The sequence below is a fragment of the Rudanella paleaurantiibacter genome (genome assembly GCF_009184635.1).
Taxonomy (GTDB): Bacteria; Bacteroidota; Bacteroidia; order Cytophagales; family Spirosomataceae; genus Rudanella; species Rudanella paleaurantiibacter.
In genome coordinates, this window is record NZ_WELI01000003.1 from 219,332 (window position 1) to 237,708 (window position 18,377).

Consider the following 18,377-nt stretch of genomic DNA (forward strand, 5'->3'; position numbering starts at 1 on the left):
AATTCGGGAATTTCATTCATAAGCACATCCCAAACGATTGAATAGTTCACACCGATTGTCGACGTATCCCGAATGGCAATAAGCTCCATGGTCGCCAAGTCTTTTAACAGCCCGGCCGCTTTAGGATTCAATATCTCTATTCCCATCGTGTACATATACCAAATCTAATCAATAATCGGAGCATTTGGTTTAAAACTACCTCGCCAACGCCCCTGGCCAATATCTACCCATCGGTCAGGATACGGTTTTTTAATTTTCGCAGCATTCCTTTTTGTAACCCGATAATGTGATCAACCTGCACGTTGTCTTTGAAAACCAGTATTTGTGGAAAAACATCGTTTTTTTTCTTCAGCCTGTACCCAAGCGTGACATTCGAAAAAGTAGGATACTTTTCAGCGGTTTGCCCCATGTATTTCGCCAGACTGTCGCGGGGTTGATCCATGATCAGAATTATGTCCGCTTTTACCCGACACTCGTGCAGGCTATCCAATCGGTCAATCAGATACTTTGAGTAGCCACACCCGAGCCCACCGTACAGAACAACGGTGTATTTTTTTCGGGTTTCGAGCCAATCAGCATGGGGTTTGACAAGGGCGCGCTGATCTAAATCTGGAAACGAATTCTGGCCATACAAACGGCCCGAAAAAGCAAGAAGCAGCAAGAAGAGACAGTTCGTTAATCTCATATCTACTCACTGTTAAGAAGGTCGAAACGTTTTACAAGTTAGCGAAGAGTACAGCACAATTTGCTAATACACTTCCCCATCTTTTACTTCGCCGGGTTTGTGTAAAAGTCGTAGGTAGCCTTCGCGATGTCGGCAATCAGTTTCTCGTTGGTGGCCTCGTTCTCTTTGGAATCGGTCACAAAAACGCTGATGATTACGAACTCTCCGTTGGGCAGAAATAGGAGACCGATGTCGTTGGTAGCGGCCGTTAACCCCTCTTTGTTCGTACCCGACGAACCCGTTTTGTGCGCCACCACCGTACCGGCAGGCAAACGGCCTTTCAACCGGTTGACACCCGTGCCCGTTTCGCGCAGAGTTTGCCAAATAAAGTCGTAACTACGCTTAGAAAGCCGTTTACCGGCGGGGTCATAAAAGATTTGTAGTGTTTTGCTGGCGGCTTTGGGGGTGGTCCAGTTCTGAAACATATTGTCCCACTCGGCCTGCATTTCTTTCTCGGCAAACCGGATAGCAATCTCTTCAACGCCATTTTCTTTGATGTACGTCTCTACCGCTTTTGGGGAACCCAGCAGCCGAATCAACACATCGCAAGCCACGTTATCGCTCTGAGAAACCGCGTACTGAATGAGCCTGGCAATGGTAAACAGGCCCCCGTTCGGGTTCTCGTCGCGGAGTGGACTCCATAAATCGGGCACCAGGTCGGCTTTCCGCACCTCCACGGTTTGGTCCAGCGTAAACCGCCCCTTGTCAACTTGCGACAGCACGGCCAATCCAATATGTAGCTTAAACACGCTCTGCAAAGGGCAACGCCGGTCGCCGTTCAGCGACAGGGTGTCTTTCCCGTCGTTGGCGATGATGGAAACCCCCACCACGGCCTTTTTATCCGCGACAATCTGCTGAATTTCGGCCCGCAACAGGTCTGTATTCCGGCCAGATGTCTGGCAACCGAACACCGCCCAAAGAAAAAAGGCAACGATGAGTACCTGTTTCATGAAATGGCTGGAGGATGCAGGGTTGAAACGCGTGGCGCTTTAAGCTGCACCACCCGCCATCATGGTCATGTACAGATTGGCCCCGTAGCCGCAGATGATTAGCAACAATGCCCGATCAAACGACGAAACGGCGTCCTGCGCAAAGTGAACGTCGTAATTGTAGTTCATCTTTTGCCATTTAAACGTCGGGCGGAGTTCCAGGATCGGGGTTTCCTGCTCATTTTCAAGTACGAAATGGGAATTCCAAAAGCCCTTCATGCGGAGTCGGACCGTTTGGGTAGCGCCCGTTTCTCCGGTCAGTTTGATAATGATATGCCCTTTCCAGTTGAAGGTGATGTCGCCCCGATCTACCCCATCGACGAATACATCGAAGTTCGAGCTCCAGATATTCCGCGATTTGATGACCACCGACCGGCTATCTACCGTAGCCGAAGCCGTGCTGGAAAACCAGCTTTCGTAAGCTACCGTCGACACGATTTTTCCTTCCGCGTCGGTCACTGTAAAGTCGCCCCGGCCTGAGTTTGAAGTAAGCTGAAAGTTCATACGTAAGGTGTTTTGAAAATCTGTTTTCAACTGCTTGTCCAATCGGTCAGGCCCCGGTTAAGGAAGCCGACCGATTGCCGGTAAGTTGCACAAAAAGGGCGAATATTTCTTGATTGGGTTTCAGGCCCCTCACCGTAGCCGATACACGCGGCAGTTTTCTTCTTCAAAGGTGAGGTAACCCGCCGGCATACCGGGGATTGATTCGGGCGGGGGGGCTGTCATACCGGCCACAAAGGCGTAGGCAGGTGCGTCGGCATGGGTCCAGGCGATGTAATCGGCGCGGCCCGGCTCCAGAATCCAGCGCACGGCCTTGCCGCCAATCTCGCTCCAGATTTGCTCGGCAAACAAACGAATCCGGCTGATGGCCTCAAACTGCTCTATATTATCGCCCCACTGATACGGGCCGTGCGTCACCTTGTCTACCTCGCCATCGTCGTTGATCTGGAACACATACAACTTGGTGTATTCCTCATTGGCTCCGCGCTCCTGATGCAGGTTACGCACCTCAAACCCGAGCGATACGTAACTGGGCATATCGGTCAGAAACAAGGCCACAAAGTACCGAAACAGGTTGCCCGTGCGGTAAAACTCATCGAAACGGGGGTCGTCTTTGTCGGCCGTCATGACCGTAAAGTTGGGCGCAAACCGCCGGGTACGGAGCCACTCGTCGTAATCACTGAACCGTTTCTGGAACAGCACCGAGCCCACCACGCACGATTGCAGGTCGCCCAGGGTCGAGTCGGCGTCGATAGCTTCGAGGTGGTCGGGTTCGCTGCCGTAAGCCATCGTATTGGGCGGAGCCAGAAACGTCTCGGCAAAAAAACCGAAATGCGGCACACCCTGCTTCTGAACATGGTGCTTCACGGCACGCAAAGGATCGTAGTAGGCATCGGGGTCGGCGGGCACGCCCGTCGGGCGGAGTTGCACATGGGCCATGTCGCCCCGCATAAAATCGAAATTGTACGCCCGCTGACAGCTCAGGTATCGGTCGCAGAGGTAATTCCAGGCGGGTAGGTTGGGCCGTTCAAAGTCGAGTTCCCAGTCGCGGTTGTCGTCTTTGCTGTAGTGAAACTTGTAACGGGCCAACGGACCAAACACCCGCGACATGGGCTCAGGCCGGTTAAACGCGTACTGATACCAGATTTGGCCGTACTCATCGGTCACAAAATCGTTGGGCACAATATGCAGCCCCCGGTACGGCGGAGCCATAGTCATGGGCAGCGTTTCGTAGCCCTGTGCCGTGAGGTGGCTGATGAGTTTGAGCCGCCGGATAAGCCGCCCCGTGTAGTCGCCGGGCGGGCCAAACAGAATCGAATGGCGTTGCTCGTCGGTGAGCAGCGGGATATTATGGGCGAAGAAAACCTCTTTGGTAAACGAAAGCGGGGTGCCGTCGGCGGCTCCTTTAAGTTTCAGAAACTGCCAGATTACCTCTTCAACCTGCCGGTACACGCCCTCGGTATGGTTAATGAGCCGGTAGCCTTCGCGGTGTACCCATTCAAACAGGTTGGGGTGCACCAGAGCCATTTCGGAGAAGCGGTCGGTGTGCGGAATTACATCCATGCCAACGGTTCGGCCCAGAGCATGAATCAGGTTGACAGTCACTTTGAGCTGTTTCTCGACGGTATCGAGGGCGGGCACAAACCGGGCCAGATCGACGCTAAAAAACTCAGGGTTGATTTGCCAGCTTACCATGCCGTACAAACTGCCCACCACGCCCGGCTCCCAAATAGGCAAGAGGTGAATACTGTCGTGGCAGGCCGGCAGAGTAAGCACGTAGTTGATCACGTTCCAGAACGAACCCACCGTCCGCACGTTTACGCCCACCATATTGGCTTTTTTGAGCCAGGTTCCATCGGGCTCGCTAATGGCGGGGCTCGGGATGGTTTCGCCCGGATCGAGCGCCCGGCGCAGAACGTCGTTGCCTAAACGTTTGTGCAGAACATCCAGTGTTTGATACACCGAGAAACGAACCGCCGTTTGCGGCAGCAGTTTGGGCACAAACGACTGCTGCCCGGCCTGGAACCGGTCGAGATAGGTGGCAAAATGTTGTTGCCAGTCGGCTTGAAAATCGGCTACAGAGGTTGGCATAGAGACAAAGATAAACAGCAAGGCGTATCTTTGACGGCACCGCTGACCGAATTTACCATGCCTGACGAATTTCGCTTTCACCACCCGATTCGGGTGCGCTGGTCTGAGGTTGACCCCTATCAGGTTGTTTTCAATGGGCATTACCTCAATTATTTCGACGTGGCCATCACCGAGTATTTCCGTAACCTGGGGATGCGTTTCACCGACCCGGCTACCATTGGCGGGGCCTTTTACGTTCGTAAGGCTACGCTGGAATACCACGCACCGGCTTTTTTCGATGATGAGCTGCGCATAGGCGTCCGGGTGAGCCGGATCGGCAACAGCAGCCTTCCGTTTACCCTGACCATCAGCCGGGCGGGGCAAACGCTGGTCACGGGCGAGCTTGTCTACGTAAACACCGACCCGGCTACGCGCCAGCCCGCACCCGTTCCCGAAACCGTTCGGCAGGCTATTGGGCAATTTGAGGAGTTTTAGGACCGAGTTGACTCTACATATAATGAGTGAATGAGCGATTGAGTGAATGAGTGATTGAATACGGAGTCACTCCGTACTGACCAATCCACTAAAAACTAAAAACCGTCAACTATAAACTGAAAACCGTCAACTGAAAACTTTAAACCCTAATCCGTTCATGAAGACTCTCCTTTTCTGGTGTCTGCTGTTGTGCATTTCGCCCACGGTATGGGCCCAGCGGTCGGGTTCCGTTAAAATCCACGCCCATAACGACTACGAAAAACCTGTTCCGCTCATGACGGCCCTCGAAAACCGGGCCGACTTTATTGAGGCTGACATCTGGCTCATGGATGGAAAGCTGATGGTGGCCCACGACCGAAAAGATATAAACCCAGCCCGCACGCTCGACTCGCTCTACCTCAACCCGATTGTGCGGCTGTTTGCCCAGAACGGGGGTCGTATCAGCACCGACCGAACGTACCGGCCCGCGCTGGTGATTGACCTGAAAGACAAGTTCGATGATATTTGGCCGGTGCTACAGGCGCGGCTGGCGCAAAACATCGACATTTTCAACCCCTTCTCAAACCCCAACGGGATTCAGGTGATTATCAGCGGTAGCCGCCCCAAGGTGGAGCGCATGGTCGATTATCCCCTATTTGTGCAGTTCGACGGCCGACCAACCGAGATTTACGACGATGAAACCGTCCGGCGGGTGGCGCTTATCAGCGATAGTTTCTATAATTACTCGCGCTGGGACGGTAACGGCGACCTGCCCGATGCAGACCGTGAAAAGCTGAAACGCATAATTCGGCGGGCGCACGACCAAAACAAAATGATCCGGTTCTGGGCCACGCCCGATAACCCCAACGCCTGGAAACAACTCCGCAAACTGGGCGTTAACGTTCTCAATACCGACAAAGTGGCCGAGTGCCGCAAATCGCTGTAACCAGACGCTATGACTGCTCCCATTCGAATTGGCATTATTAATGTATCGGACCGCGCCAGCGCCGGTGTCTACGAAGACATTCCAGGCAAAGCCGTGGTCGACTTGCTCAACAAATACCTCACCTGCGCCTGGGAACCGGTTTACCGGGTTATCCCCGACGAGCAGGATCAGCTTTCGGCCGCGTTTATCGAGATGGCCGATGTGCAGGCGTGCTGCCTGATTGTAACTACCGGTGGTACCGGCCCGGCCCCCCGTGACGTAACGCCCGAAGCCACCGAAGCCGTTTGCCAGAAAATGTTACCCGGATTCGGTGAGCTGATGCGCCAGGAAAGCCTCAAATACGTCCCGACGGCCATTTTGTCGCGCCAAACGGCGGGCATTCGGGGCAAAACCCTGTTACTCAACCTGCCCGGTCGGCCCCGAGCCATCGAGCAGTGCCTGTCGGTGGTATTTCCGGCTATCCCTTACTGCATCGACCTGATTGGCGGCCCCTACCTCACCACCGACGAAACGGTGATGCCTGTTTTCCGGCCGAAGAGTTAAACCACCCCCTAGCCCCCTCCTGAAAACAGGAGGGGGAACAAAAACGCCTACTAGGCTTACCCAGAAGCAAGAAGGGCTTATGAAATAGTTGCTGACGCTTGGGCAGATGAATTGCGCTCCACATTATCCATAACTCACGTTAAAAGTTACCTACAATCTCTTTGAATGTCTGGTAAATCGCCCCCTACTTAGTTCAAGGAGGGAGTCAGGGGGCGGTAAAAAAAAAGGGCCGTCCTCTTCGGGCGGCCCTTCTCTATTCAGGGGTGACTATTAATTGTTCCGGGCGTCTTTCGCGGCCGAGTCGTACTCTGCTTTGGCCGAGTCCAGCTCCTGCCGTTCTTCTCTGATGTCGCTGGTATCACCTTCAGCTCTGGCTTCGTTCAGGTCTTCCTGCTCGTCCCGAACCTCCTCGGCTTTGTTTTCTGTTTTCGAATCACAGGCCACCTGCGTAGTCACCATCAATGCTGCAAGAGCCAGTGCGCTCATCCACTGTTTAGTTTTCATCTTTCAGTTCGTTTCGTAAAAGCGGACAATCCGCTGTTTGTACGATTAGTCGAACTACTTTCCCGGCTGTAAGGGCCGAAAAGCTGAGCGAACGGCCCTATACGTCAACGCTTGACCCACCAGATTAGTAGGCCCGTTACACTTACCACGGCCGTCGCCAATGCCATCACAATCCACAAAATCTGCGTTACCGGACCACCAAACCGGCCGAAGTGCAGTTCTTCGAAAACGTGTTCCAGTTTGTATTCGGCATCGGCTTCCTCGGCCCGAAACACCTTGTGCTGAACGCCAGTGAGGGCATCAAACTCCACGGCGGCCGTAAACCGACCCAGCATCCGGTTGCTCTCGGGCGTATTGCCACGCACCACAAGCGGGCGGTCGGGCGCTTCGGGGAACGCGATGAGGTCGGGAGTTAGTTGCGGGATGGCCTGTTGGCTGCGCGTCAGGTACGTATCTACTGCAGTGATGGTTGGGGGGGTAACTTCGGTTTTGGGACGCTGCGGCCCGTTGCCAAATGACCGCTCCAGATGTTCCCAGTGAAAAAACACCCCCGTAGCTCCCATCCAGGTCATAAACAACATAGCCACCACGCCGAGGTACTTGTGCAGGTCGGCGTACACGATCCGGCGCGATTTCTTCCAGCGCACCCCCATCGAAAATACACTCAGCAACGATTTGCGGTAGTACCAGGCGCCCGTCAGCACCGAACCAAGCAGACACAGGCCCACCAAACCCATAATGTAGCCGCCGTAAGGCTCCCACAGCAGGCTTTCATGGAGTTCGCGCATCTGGCGCACAAACGCTTTTTCGCGCTCACGGGTGCCCGTCACCGCACCTGTGTACGGGTTCACGTACACCCAGATTCGCTCCCCTTTTTCTTTCAGCTCGACGCGGGTAGCGCGGTCGGATTCGCCTGCGTACAGGCGCATGTTGAGTAATGTAGCCGTAGGGAATTGACGCCGGGCCGAAGCCAGCAGGGCATCGGCCGGTTGACGAGACGCAGCAGGTTCCACCGTGACGACACCGGGGTTAAGCCACGCATCTACCTGACTGTCGAGCACCAGTATTGAGCCCGTGAGGGTAAGCATCAGAATAAATAAACCGGCGGTAAGTCCCAGAACCCGGTGAATACGGAAAACAAGTTTATCAGTGAGCATGAGGATGTAAGGAATTGGAAGGCCAATATAAGCGAAAGACCCTGACGAGGCATTAGCGAATTTTAATTCCTGTTACCCTGTAAACTAAGACGCCTTTTAGTATTTTCCGACCAAATTTTAGACGCGACCCACCGGGCGTCGGGCGTCTTGTTTGCGAAACAACTGATACACTGTTTAGAAACAACCACGTTCGCCCAACCCGGTATTGCCCCTGTACAATGAAACGTTCTCCCCTTTTCTGGTCGGCCCTGACCGCTGCCTTACTCTCCGGCGGACTCATGAGCTGCAATTCGACGGGTAAGCCAGCCGATGCGACCGCCACCGAAACCACCACAAGCCCAGCTGAAGCGGGCACTGCTACGGCCAACACCGTTGCTACCGACGGCACCGCGATAGACACCACAGCCGCGGCCGGTGCAGGCGACCCAACGGCGATTCCGGCAGGCAAAATAGCCGATGCCGCAACCATTATTGGCCGCAAACAGGTGCCGGTACTGTGCTATCACCAGATTCGCGATTGGAAAGGCACCGACTCGAAAACAGCCAAAGATTACATTGTACCTCTGGCTACGTTTGAACAGCACATGAAAATGCTTGCCGACAGCGGGTATCATACCATTCTGCCCGACCAACTGTATGCTTACCTGACCACAGGGGCCAAACTGCCCGAAAAACCAGTGATGCTCACCTTCGACGATGGCGACCTGACACAGTACACCAACGCTCTGCCAGTTCTGAACAAATACGGTTTCAAAGGGTCATTCTACATCATGACCGTGGCTATTGGTCGGCGGGGCAAGCAGCATTATATGGACAAAAGCCAGCTCAAGGACCTCTCCGACAAAGGCCACACCATTGGTGCCCACACCTGGGACCACCAGAACGTGAAAAAGCTAACCACGGCCGAGGACTGGAAAACGCAGCTGGAAGAACCCAAGGCGAAGCTCGAAGAAATCACAGGCAAGCCCGTTCGGCACTTTGCCTATCCGTTTGGACTGTGGAACGAGGCAGCCCTGCCCGAAGTTGAAAAACGTGGCTACCTGACGGCATACCAACTGGCGGAGAAGAAAATGAACCCAACTGACCCGCTCATGACCATCCGCCGGATTATTGCGGGCGGCTATTGGTCAGCCAAAACCCTCAACGGCAACATACGGGCAAGTTTTAGATAAGAATGCCCAAAACAGCGATGACATCTTGTTTAGAAAGATGTCATCGCTTGTTTTTGGATGCCTGTCTCGCTTTTTAGATATGTCATCTTGTTTAGAAAGATGACATATCTAAGAGACGAAACCACCCGATGCGCTTACTTCTTCACGGGCGTACTTGTCCGCAGAAACGCCACTAAGTTTTTCACCTCGGCTTCAGAAAGAGGCTCCAACAGGCCGGTCGGCATCATCGAAACCGGGTTCACCTCCCGCGCCTGAATCTCTGATTTGTTGATCACCACAGCCTCCTGCCCAACCACACGCAGCGTCAACTGACGCTCGTTTTCGCGGGCTACATTACCCACATAGGTACGCCCATCGCGCGTGGTAACAACCACCATTTTGTAATCATCCTGAATTTCGGCGCTGGGGTCCAGAATATTACTGAGCAAATAATCGACGTTGGCCCGGTTCGAGCCGGTTAATTCGGGACCAATGACGCCCCCTTCGCCGTACATTTTATGGCAGGGGCCACAGGTACTTTGAAAAACAAGCCGCCCCTTGCCCGCATCGGCCGCCGACACGGCTTTGTCGGTGAGTAGGCTCCGATAGCGGGCGTAGGCTTTTTCGTCGAGCGTCACATGGTCAATTGGCCCCCAGACCTCCACAAATCCGCTACCCACCACCCGGCGCAACTGCCGAGCTACGTACGTGGGCACCTCGCGCTTGTCAATCTGCTTTTTGGCTAAGGCCTGCGTGAGCATCCAGCCGTAGCGCGGCCGCGAGGCCAACGTCTGGATAGCCTCAGCCTTTTCGGCCGCCGGCCAGCCCGCGTACCGCTCCAGCAGGAGTTTGCCCAGGCTCTCGTTGTCGTACCCAGCCACCGCCCGAATAGCCTCCATCCGTAATCCCGGTTCGGCCAGTAAACCCGGCAAGAGCTTAGGTAATTCGGGGCGTTGCTGAAGGGCCAGCGCCCGCAGGGCTTTCTGACGCGTTTCTACGGGCAATTTGACATTGTTGAGCGTCGCTATCGACTTCCGGGCCATCTCGATACCCCCAAACTGACCCGCAATTTGCGTGGCCAGCTTACCCGCCACGGGGTCGGTTTTCAGACGGGCGTACACCGATTCCCAGTTGGCCGGGGCCGTCAGGTCTGAGCGTCCTTCCACGGCATCGCGCATTCCTTCGAGCAGGTTTATCCGGTTTTTGGGCAGTTTACCCAGTGTAGCAACCAGAGCCTCGGTCGCGTCGGCGTCCACGGCCCGGCGGGCAATAAACCCGGTCACCATCGGAATCTGACTCCGGGTGGCCAACTCCAGTGCCCGACGGGTATTTTCTTTCACCAGAGGTTCGAGCCCGAACCAAATCATTTTGGGCAGGTTATGGTCGGTGGCATCTTCACGGTGGGTCAGCAGCCCCTCGGCAATGGTCCAACGGGCCTCGCCGGTCAGCCGTTGCAGGGCCGACGCCAGGTAGAGCCGCACCACGGGCGAGGGGTCTTGCCGGGCCATTCGGCCAAACTGATTCAGCACTTCGGCCGACGGACTGGCATCTTCGCAGAGCAATTGGATAGCCCACGCCCGCACGTGCGGGTCTTTATCGGCCAAAGCCGTTGTAAGTTGAGCGGTCGACAGGCCCCCCGTGACGTGCAGCGCCCACATGGCCCGTAGCCGATGGTCGGGGTGCGTAGTAGCCGCTGTGTACAGCGTTTGCAGAGCCCGATGCGTACCCGCAGCCAGCCGACCCGCAGCCGCCCGGCCTTGCAGAACCACCCGCGCCCGTCGGGCATGCCACTCACTCGGACTGGTTTGCAGGTTCACAAGCTGATCGTCGGGCATCTGCCCCAAATCGCTGTACCGGCCGGGCCAGTTCTGCGCCCGCGAGCGAGTCGGCATGATTCGGAAAATACGGCCGGTTTCGGTGTTCAGCACGTCGGACCCGCAAATGTCGGCATCGTGCCAGTCGAGCACATACAACCCGCCTTCGGGGCCAATTTCCATGCTAAACCCCACCCATTGGGCGTTGTTGGCCGTCAGAAAATCCTCGCCATGATGCCCGGCAAAGCCCGATCCTTTGGGTTCGAGCACGTCGGAAAGCACCGCGTGTTCGTGGATGTTTGCCATAAAGATACGCCCCCGGTGCTCGGGCGGGAAGGCATCGGACAGGTACACCCGTGCCCCACCGTGCGCCGAGCGGTGGCTATGGTCGGCAATGGTTTTGATGTCATTATACACATACGGGTTGAAGTGCTGCCCCCCCTGCCGGTGGTAAATTCCGCCCGGAATCACGTGCCAGAGGTGCGGAATCACGCAGGCCGAGATAAAAAACTGTCCTTTGGCATCGTAGTCGATGCCCCACGGGTTGCTGAAGCCATGCGCCACCACCTCAAACCGGTCTTTGATGGGATGGTAGCGCCACACGCCCCCGTTAATGTCGACACCCTCACCTTGCAGAATATTCTCCGGGAACGGGTCTTTATGCTTATACAGACGCCCCTCGGCCCGCGATGGTTTACGCACTTTTGAGGGCGTTGCAAAGCCCTGACAGCCGTACAGCCAGCCATCGGGCCCCCAGTGCAAACTATTGAGGGTTTCGTGCCGGTCGCGGATACCCCAGCCCGTGAGTCGCACCTCAATATCGTCCATATCGGCCTTGTCGTCGCCGTTCTTATCAGGCACAAACAGCAGGTTGGGCGGGGCACCCACAAACACACCGGGCGTACCCTTGGTACCAAAGCCTACCGCAATAGCCGCCGGAAACGCAATACCCTCCATGAATACCTTGCGGCTATCGGCCACGCCGTCGCGGTCGGTATCTTCCAGAATCAGAATCCGGCTATCACCCGCATTGGAAAATCCTTTCCCCCGTGATTCGTAATCACGGTTTTCGGCAATCCAGAGCCGCCCCCGGTCGTCCCAGCAAAAGGCCATTGGTTGAGTCATGAGCGGTTCCGACGCCCAGGCATTCACCGTAAAACCGGGAGCCACGGTCATGGCCGCCACAGCTTCGGTAGCATTCAGAAATTTCGCTTCGCGGCCTTCTTTCTGCGCAATTCCCCACAAAGCGGCCGTGGTGTAATCAGACTGATTGCCCGTAAACTGCCCGAAGGTTTTGGTCAGCTCCACATCATTCAGCGTACCGGTGTACACAACCAATTGATGCTTGAGAATCTCGACGCTTCCTTTTTTGATATGCCAGTCGGCCTTACGCGCCCGCGCCGGCCCTACGCCCAACTGCCCATCGACCCGCCAGACCGTGGGATAACCCCTGTTTTGCGGGTGGTCGAAAATAGCGATATGGGCCAGGTCGGAGCGGCCGGCCACCTGCATACCCACATCCACCCAGGGCGCGGCCTGGCCCTCGGCTTTATCGTTGCGTTGCCGGGCGGCATTGATTACCTCACCCCGGATACCCTCTTTCCAGGGCATTCGCAGAAACAGCCCGCCATAGTCGTATTTGCCAATGGTGACGTCGGTTTGGGCCTCCCCGTTCCACTCCAGATCGAGAAAGAACTTGCCATCCTGCTCACGCATGGCCCAGTTTTGGGTTTCGGTGAGTACCGCCCGGCCGGTTGAATCGAGCAGGTCGTAGACGGTTTGCCAGCGCACCGTAGTTCCCCGACTTTCGACAATTCGGGCCGATACGCGACGCCAGTAATCGCCCTGTGGATGGTGGAAATAATCGCGCCCGTTGACGCGGGTAAAGCCCCAATACAAGCCCGTTTGGTGCTTGTGATGACCGGGGCTGTATTCGGTAAGTACACCCTGACCGTCGGGGGCGGCAATAGGGTGTAGGTACGGCCGAAAATCGGCTTTGGCGTGCTGGGTAACAAGGGGCGTTTTCTCGCCCGCCCGGTACACGGCAAAGGTTTGAGCCGCTTTATCTTCCCGAATCAGCAGTTCTTTTTGGGCCACCGACCGACCCTCGGGCGGGGCTTGCCAAGTGTACGTCAGACCTAAGCAAACGAGGCTGGTTAACAGCAGGAAATACTTCATGATGGTTTAGGACAGTATGGTTTCAAAAGGAACCATATCTCTCTTTTTACCACGTTTTGCCAGTGCTGTCTAAACCCACACCCGCGTTTACCTGCCTGCAAGCGATGACATCTTTACCCATCCACCAGCCGAAAAGATATTTTCCCTATGCATCCGCCCCGGTGAAGGCCAAAACTTCGGTTACCTTTGGTGTCGTTTACCCCATCTGACTATGACGTTCCTTAAACCCCTACGCTTTTTACTTGCCCTGTTTCTGTCTGTGCCTGTTTTGGGGCAAACCATTGGCAACCCAGCCGCCGTGACACCCCGGATGCGGGTTATCATGGACAATGATTTCAGCGGAGACCCCGACGGGCTATTTGCCCTGGCGCATCTGCTGGCTTCGCCCTCAGTGGATGTTCGGGGCATTATTGGCTCGCACCTGCGTGTGGGCGATGGGTTCGACAACTCGACCCGGCAGGCGCAAAATGCCGCTGCCAAAGCCCGCGAGCTGATGCAGGTAATGAACGTGACCCGGCCGATTCCGGTGTTGGCAGGCTCAGACACCGCCCTACCCAACGACAGTACGCCCGTTCGGAATGAAGCGGTCAATCTGATTATTCGGGAAGCACTCCGTACCGATACGAAGCAACCCTTGTACCTGCTTTGCGGTGCCGGACTTACCGAAGCAGCTGCGGCCTTGCTAACGGCCCCGCAGATTGCCGATAAGCTGACGATTGTCTGGATTGGCGGCCCGGAGTACGCTGGCATGGCTTTGCCACCACCTAATTATTCGAGCCCGGAGTATAATCTGAATATTGATATTGCTGCGGCCCGGGTGGTATTCAATCGCTCGTCGGTGGCAATCTGGCAGGTGCCCCGCAGTACATACCGGCAAGCGTTATTGCCCTATTCACAACTGCTGCTCCAGGTGAAACCGCAGGGCAAAACCGGGGCTTACCTGAGCGGTCTGCTCGAAGCCCTGATGGTTCGGATTACGCGGTACGTAAATATTGGGGAGACGTATGTGCTGGGCGACAGTCCGCTGGTGTTGCTTACGGCCCTGCAATCGTCATTCGAGGCCGACCCGTCGTCGAGCGAGTACGAGATTCGGCAAGCTCCGCTCATCAACGCGCAGGGCGAATATGCCTACAACGCCAAAGGACGTACCATTCGGGTGTACAGCCGTATTGATACGCAACTCATGTTCAACGACTTCTTCGCAAAGCTGACGTTGCTGAAATAATTGCGAAAGAGTGAATGAGCGATTGAGTGATTTTTTGCTTAAAATCTTTTACTCAATCGCTCATTCACTCTTTCACTAATTGGAGACGAGCCCGATTGAGCGCCCCAACTATACACCAAAAACGATAAACGCTAAACGGCTTATTTCACGCTCAGCCCCCCGTCAATTACCTGCATGGTGCCGGTGATAAACTTGCTGTCGTCGCTCGCCAGAAACAGCACCAACTGACCGATTTCTTCGGGTTGGGCGTAACGGCCCAGCGGGATAGTGGCTTCGAGGCCCTTTTTGGCTTCGGTTCCATGACCGGGCGCAAACCCTTCTTCCAGCGAACGCATCATCCGGTTGTCTACAGGCGACGGGTGCACCGAGTTGACCCGGATCTTGCGGGGCGCAGCCTCCACGGCCACCGCCCGCATGATACCCACGTTCGCGTGCTTGCTGGTGATGTAGGCGCTTACAAATGGGCTACCGTTGATACCCGCCACCGACGAGGTGATAATCATACTGCCCCCGTCGTTCATTTGCGGCAACACGTATTTGGCTCCCAACCAAACCCCCTTAATATTGACAGCCACTATTTTATCAAACACGTCTTCGGGGTAGTCTTCAATCGGTTTCACTACACCCTCGATGCCTGCGTTGTTGAAAAACACGTCTATTTTTCCGAAACGCTCCACCGTCTGATTCACATATTGCTGCACATCGGCCGACTGCGACACATCGGCCGCGCACCAGGCTACCTGTTCTGACCCACCCAGTTCGTCGGCCGCACTTTTGAGGGCTTCCTCACTCAGATCGACCAGCATAACGCGGGCCCCCTCGTCCAGAAACAGTTTTGCCGTGATTTTACCGATACTCCCGGCCCCTCCGGTGATGACCGCTACTTTTCCTTTGAGCTTTTTCATGTGCTTGTTTTTTTTAAACCAAAAACCACTCAGCGACCGTAAAGTAGAGGTAAAAAGGGGATGCCCGGACTGATTTTAATCATTCGTTCGGCTAATTCTGACCCAATGGTACATAGACGGAGAAAAAGGGCCGTTTCAGAGGGATTCGGCCTAAAAGCAAGAGTCCTCACAAATTGCTCGCTATAAGCTTTTTGTGAGGACTCTCTGTACCGGGAGCCGGACTAACACCCTGTTAATCTCTCCATTTTGACCATAGATTCAAATAAGGCAATAAATAGCCATAGTTAATCCTATTAGCACTTTTTCGTCTCTCGCCTTGTTTGGGCAAGCTAAGTAGGAATAAAATAAATTAACCTATTCCGTACACAAAACCGTACACAAGGTTATATTTGGTGTACGGAATATTTGCTAAACGACCTATGGCCCGCACCTCAAACAGCCCTGTTACTTACCTTCTTCGAGATCCCAAGGCCAGGAAACCTACGCCTATCATTTGCGCTGTCCGCTTCAACAACCAACGCATAAATGTTGGCACTGGGTTTAAGGTTTTGCCCTCTCATTGGGACATAAGAAAAAGCCGAGTAAAGAATGTTGTCGACGCTATCGACAAAGAGCAAATTAACCGATACCTTGAGAACACAGAAGATGCTATATCAAGCATAATTACAGAACTAAAAGCGAACCTTTCTGCACTGACGAAGGAGAACGTTAGGGCGCGTATCAGCGCTTACCTTAACCCTATCGTTGAAACAGTACAACCTCAGTCAACGGAGCCAGCACTATTTACTTTCATCGCTGATTTTATTAACCGTGCCCCCAAGCGTATCAATCCAGACACAGGTAAGAATGTAGAATATCGGACTATTCAGCGTTACAAAACTGCTTTGAACGGCCTTCAAGAGTTTGCTAAATCGTACCGGCGCAAGGTGGACTTTGACACGATTGATCTTGATTTCTACGAAGACTTCACTACTTGGCTGACCTTTACCAAAGGTTACACCGTTAACAACGTCGGCAAGTACATTCAGATGTTGAAAACGTTCCTGAACGAAGCATCTGCGAAGGGGATAAATGTAAAGCAAGACTACCGAAGCAGAGGCTTTAAAGTAGTTAATGAGAATGCTGACGCCGTTTTTTTAAGTGAAACCGAAATTGAGCAACTGCTTGCCCTCGACCTTTCCAAGCAAGATCGTTTAGAACGAGTCAGAGACCTCTTCGTTGTAGGCTGTTACACAGGCTTACGGTTTTCTGATCTAACCAACTTACGGCCAGAGTACATCAAAGATGGGCTTATCCGTATCGAGCAGCAAAAGACAGCCGACAAAGTTGTCATTCCTTGCCATGAGGTTGTTACGCAGATGCTGGAAAAATATAATGGCATCTTGCCCCGTAGCATCTCCAACCAGAAGATGAATGACTATCTGAAAGAAGTGTGTCAACTGTCCGGCATTAATACCATCGAAAGCAAGGCCCAAACAAAAGGAGGCAAACGCGTAATTAAGTCAGTCGAAAAATGGCAACTAGTTAGTACGCACACTGCCCGACGTTCGTTTGCTACAAATATGTATCTATTGGGCATTCCGGCTCTGACCATTATGCAGATTACCGGACACCGCACCGAGAAGGCCTTCATGAAGTATATAAAACTTGACCGGGAACAACACGCTAAAGTAATGGCTCTGCATTGGCAGAATCAGCGCAAAGCCGTTGAATCATTGAAAGCCATCTAAACCCATACCTCACTCATGTCTCTGTTGAAAACCAAAACTTTTGAGAACATTAAGAGCCTTTTTGCTGAAGGGGTTCGGTATACTTCTACGGATTTTCAGCAATTTGTAGAATTCCAAAAAGAGTGGATAGAGGTTTCTACCGGAGAATATGAATATAATGACAATGCTCCCTTCAACGCCTTTCAAGAACAAACCCTTAATCACCGATTAAAGAAAAAACAACACATTCAGGAAAGGCTTGAGGAAATTTTCAAAATTACGAATGAAACGTACAAAGCCGTGATGGAAAGTCAAGAGCCCCAAACGGCACTTTCTTACCTTCAAGAGTTATTGGCATACTTTGAAAGCGAAGCAGGTAGGCCCATCATCTCAGGAGGTTTTATACAACGAACAGATGGCACAATTAGCTTGAGAAATGTTGCCCGTGATATTAGGTTTGACCGACTTGTAGAAAAGATAATTTTACCCACCATCCGTAAGGGCATTTCTCAATTAGAAAAATTAGTTGCAAGCGGCTGCTACACTTCGGTTGGTACAGAAAGCAAAGAATTTGTACAAGCCCAAACAGAAGACACTAAGCTCACTCACGCACAAATAGCAATTCTATATCACCTAGAGGGTCGAACAATCAATAAAAATAATGCTGATGATATAGCCCGCAGGTATGGCCAAACTAGTGGGCAAAAATTACAAGAATATTACGATGATCTTTCCTCTGAACTAACAAGAACGGCGAAAGGTAAGAAGACAGTAGAGAATTACCGAAAGATAGAGTCTCTTATTTCCGAGATGTCTAAACTCAAGTATAACAGGGAGTTACAACAAGCCTTAATCAATAATAAAAAATAGTCAACTGGTTGCAACCAGTTACACTACTTGCCATGCCCGAACATTGCCAGCACGAACCAAATGCAAGAAGGCAATGGCAAATCCGTTTGAATTGATTGATCGCCGTTTAGGTGCTATTGAACAAGTATTACAAGAGTTACGCCGAGCAACGCCCGCACATAAAGTACAGGCACAGACAGATTCCGACGAACTTCTTACACCCGAAGAGACCGCCCAACTTTTGAAGGTTAGTAAAGTTACGGTCTGGCAGTGGAGTAAGCCCAAGCCGGGCATTCTCAAAAAACACACAATCGGCAACCAAGTACGTTACTTGCGATCAGAAGTCATTGCTGCAGCCACTAAGAAAGGAGGGCAAGCGGCATGAACAAAATCCCCCTCCGCAACGGCAACGGCCTACAACTGTCTGCAATCGAAACGGTCGAACTGATGCAACTACTTTACCGAGTTGCCAACGATCAAACCACCAACTCAGACCGTGACTTTGCCCGCTCTGTACTGGAACGCTCTGCTTCACTTTATCCTGAGTACGCCAACGTCAAACCACTGATCCGGCCCGCTCTATCTCCCATTCGGCACACAAAGAAAAGGGGCAAGTAGCCCCCTCCGCTACTCACCCC

At 53.4% G+C, this 18,377-nt stretch carries 17 protein-coding genes; 9 read left to right on the forward strand and 8 right to left on the reverse strand.

Going from position 1 to position 18,377, the window contains the following annotated elements; all coding sequences use genetic code 11:
• Window positions 1-223 precede the first annotated feature (223 nt).
• The 4 genes from F5984_RS09640 to F5984_RS09655 form a co-directional block, all read right to left on the reverse strand.
• A complete protein-coding gene (locus F5984_RS09640; protein ID WP_152124055.1) occupies window positions 224-442 on the reverse strand; it encodes a hypothetical protein in 219 nt (72 codons plus the stop codon).
• A 326-nt stretch (window positions 443-768) separates the two neighbouring features.
• On the reverse strand, window positions 769-1,674 hold the full coding sequence (bla, locus tag F5984_RS09645; protein ID WP_152124056.1) for a class A beta-lactamase, subclass A2: 906 nt from the start codon (window positions 1,672-1,674) through the stop codon (window positions 769-771).
• A gap of 39 nt (window positions 1,675-1,713) precedes the next feature.
• Entirely contained in the window at window positions 1,714-2,217 is a 504-nt protein-coding gene (locus F5984_RS09650) for an LURP-one-related/scramblase family protein (RefSeq protein ID WP_152124057.1), read from the reverse strand.
• A 129-nt stretch (window positions 2,218-2,346) separates the two neighbouring features.
• On the reverse strand, window positions 2,347-4,305 hold the full coding sequence (locus F5984_RS09655; protein WP_152124058.1) for an alpha-amylase family protein: 1,959 nt from the start codon (window positions 4,303-4,305) through the stop codon (window positions 2,347-2,349).
• Window positions 4,306-4,362: 57 nt separating this feature from the next.
• Here F5984_RS09655 and F5984_RS09660 point away from each other — a divergent pair, with 57 nt between their 5' ends.
• From F5984_RS09660 to mog, 3 genes are all read left to right on the forward strand, one after another.
• Complete coding sequence (locus tag F5984_RS09660; RefSeq protein WP_185155470.1) at window positions 4,363-4,779, forward strand: acyl-CoA thioesterase; 417 nt, start codon at window positions 4,363-4,365, stop codon at window positions 4,777-4,779.
• Window positions 4,780-4,936: 157 nt separating this feature from the next.
• A complete protein-coding gene (locus F5984_RS09665; protein ID WP_152124060.1) occupies window positions 4,937-5,704 on the forward strand; it encodes a phosphatidylinositol-specific phospholipase C/glycerophosphodiester phosphodiesterase family protein in 768 nt (255 codons plus the stop codon).
• A gap of 9 nt (window positions 5,705-5,713) precedes the next feature.
• Window positions 5,714-6,247: a molybdopterin adenylyltransferase gene (gene mog, locus F5984_RS09670; protein ID WP_152124061.1), complete on the forward strand. Its 534-nt coding sequence runs from the start codon at window positions 5,714-5,716 to the stop codon at window positions 6,245-6,247.
• Between the two features lie 270 nt (window positions 6,248-6,517).
• Here the strand turns inward: mog and F5984_RS09675 are convergent, their stop codons facing one another.
• The gene (locus F5984_RS09675) at window positions 6,518-6,751 is read right to left on the reverse strand and encodes a DUF1090 family protein (RefSeq protein ID WP_152124062.1); all 234 of its coding nucleotides are present in this window, start codon (window positions 6,749-6,751) and stop codon (window positions 6,518-6,520) included.
• Window positions 6,752-6,855: 104 nt separating this feature from the next.
• Window positions 6,856-7,908: a PepSY-associated TM helix domain-containing protein gene (locus F5984_RS09680; RefSeq protein WP_152124063.1), complete on the reverse strand. Its 1,053-nt coding sequence runs from the start codon at window positions 7,906-7,908 to the stop codon at window positions 6,856-6,858.
• Between the two features lie 218 nt (window positions 7,909-8,126).
• On the opposite strand from F5984_RS09680, the gene F5984_RS09685 reads away from it, so the two are divergent.
• Entirely contained in the window at window positions 8,127-9,080 is a 954-nt protein-coding gene (locus F5984_RS09685) for a polysaccharide deacetylase family protein (protein ID WP_246168893.1), read from the forward strand.
• A 134-nt stretch (window positions 9,081-9,214) separates the two neighbouring features.
• Here the strand turns inward: F5984_RS09685 and F5984_RS09690 are convergent, their stop codons facing one another.
• Entirely contained in the window at window positions 9,215-13,051 is a 3,837-nt protein-coding gene (locus tag F5984_RS09690) for a PVC-type heme-binding CxxCH protein (protein WP_152124064.1), read from the reverse strand.
• A gap of 211 nt (window positions 13,052-13,262) precedes the next feature.
• Here F5984_RS09690 and F5984_RS09695 point away from each other — a divergent pair, with 211 nt between their 5' ends.
• Window positions 13,263-14,276: a nucleoside hydrolase gene (locus tag F5984_RS09695; RefSeq protein ID WP_152124065.1), complete on the forward strand. Its 1,014-nt coding sequence runs from the start codon at window positions 13,263-13,265 to the stop codon at window positions 14,274-14,276.
• 140 nt (window positions 14,277-14,416) lie between these two features.
• Here F5984_RS09695 and F5984_RS09700 read toward each other — a convergent pair whose 3' ends face one another.
• A complete protein-coding gene (locus tag F5984_RS09700) occupies window positions 14,417-15,181 on the reverse strand; it encodes an SDR family NAD(P)-dependent oxidoreductase (protein WP_152124066.1) in 765 nt (254 codons plus the stop codon).
• Between the two features lie 419 nt (window positions 15,182-15,600).
• Here F5984_RS09700 and F5984_RS09705 point away from each other — a divergent pair, with 419 nt between their 5' ends.
• From F5984_RS09705 to F5984_RS09720, 4 genes are all read left to right on the forward strand, one after another.
• Window positions 15,601-16,911 carry a site-specific integrase gene (locus F5984_RS09705; RefSeq protein WP_152124067.1) on the forward strand — a complete coding sequence of 437 codons (1,311 nt, stop codon included), beginning with the start codon at window positions 15,601-15,603 and terminating at the stop codon, window positions 16,909-16,911.
• Window positions 16,912-16,926: 15 nt separating this feature from the next.
• The gene (locus F5984_RS09710) at window positions 16,927-17,760 is read left to right on the forward strand and encodes a hypothetical protein (protein WP_152124068.1); all 834 of its coding nucleotides are present in this window, start codon (window positions 16,927-16,929) and stop codon (window positions 17,758-17,760) included.
• 73 nt (window positions 17,761-17,833) lie between these two features.
• Window positions 17,834-18,124 carry a helix-turn-helix domain-containing protein gene (locus tag F5984_RS09715; protein WP_152124069.1) on the forward strand — a complete coding sequence of 97 codons (291 nt, stop codon included), beginning with the start codon at window positions 17,834-17,836 and terminating at the stop codon, window positions 18,122-18,124.
• The gene (locus F5984_RS09720) at window positions 18,121-18,357 is read left to right on the forward strand and encodes a hypothetical protein (RefSeq protein ID WP_152124070.1); all 237 of its coding nucleotides are present in this window, start codon (window positions 18,121-18,123) and stop codon (window positions 18,355-18,357) included. The genes F5984_RS09715 and F5984_RS09720 overlap by 4 nt, the downstream gene beginning before the upstream one ends.
• Window positions 18,358-18,377 lie beyond the last annotated feature (20 nt).